Here is a 356-nt window from a genome sequence, read left to right as displayed (position 1 = left end):
AATCTCTTGTCTGGTGGCGATAGCGAAGAGGTCACACCCGTTCCCATACCGAACACGGAAGTTAAGCTCTTTAGCGCCAATGGTAGTTGGGACTTTGTCCCTGTGAGAGTAGGACGTTGCCAGGCAATGAATAAGACCCCTTTTTATGCTCTTATAAAAGAGTCTAGGGGTTTTTTATTTGGCTCATTTATAAAAATCTTTTATACAATGAATATTGTGTATGATACACGGAGGATTAGCTCAGCTGGGAGAGCACCTGCCTTACAAGCAGGGGGTCGGCGGTTCGATCCCGTCATCCTCCACCACCGTGCCGGTGTAGCTCAACTGGTAGAGCAACTGACTTGTAATCAGTAGGT

At 46.9% G+C, this 356-nt stretch carries 1 tRNA gene and 1 rRNA gene; both read left to right on the top strand.

Annotation, left to right across the window (positions count from 1 at the left end):
* Positions 1-9 precede the first annotated feature (9 nt).
* Positions 10-125: ribosomal RNA gene (gene rrf, locus AC0C45_RS30120) — 5S ribosomal RNA — on the top strand.
* Between the two features lie 104 nt (positions 126-229).
* Positions 230-305 (top strand) — tRNA-Val (locus AC0C45_RS30115).
* The last annotated feature ends 51 nt before the right edge of the window (positions 306-356 follow it).

It is taken from the genome of Priestia sp. VA7 (genome assembly GCF_055710015.1).
The sequence above is the reverse complement of the archived record's forward strand: the minus strand, read 5'-3'. Positions and strand labels throughout refer to the sequence as shown.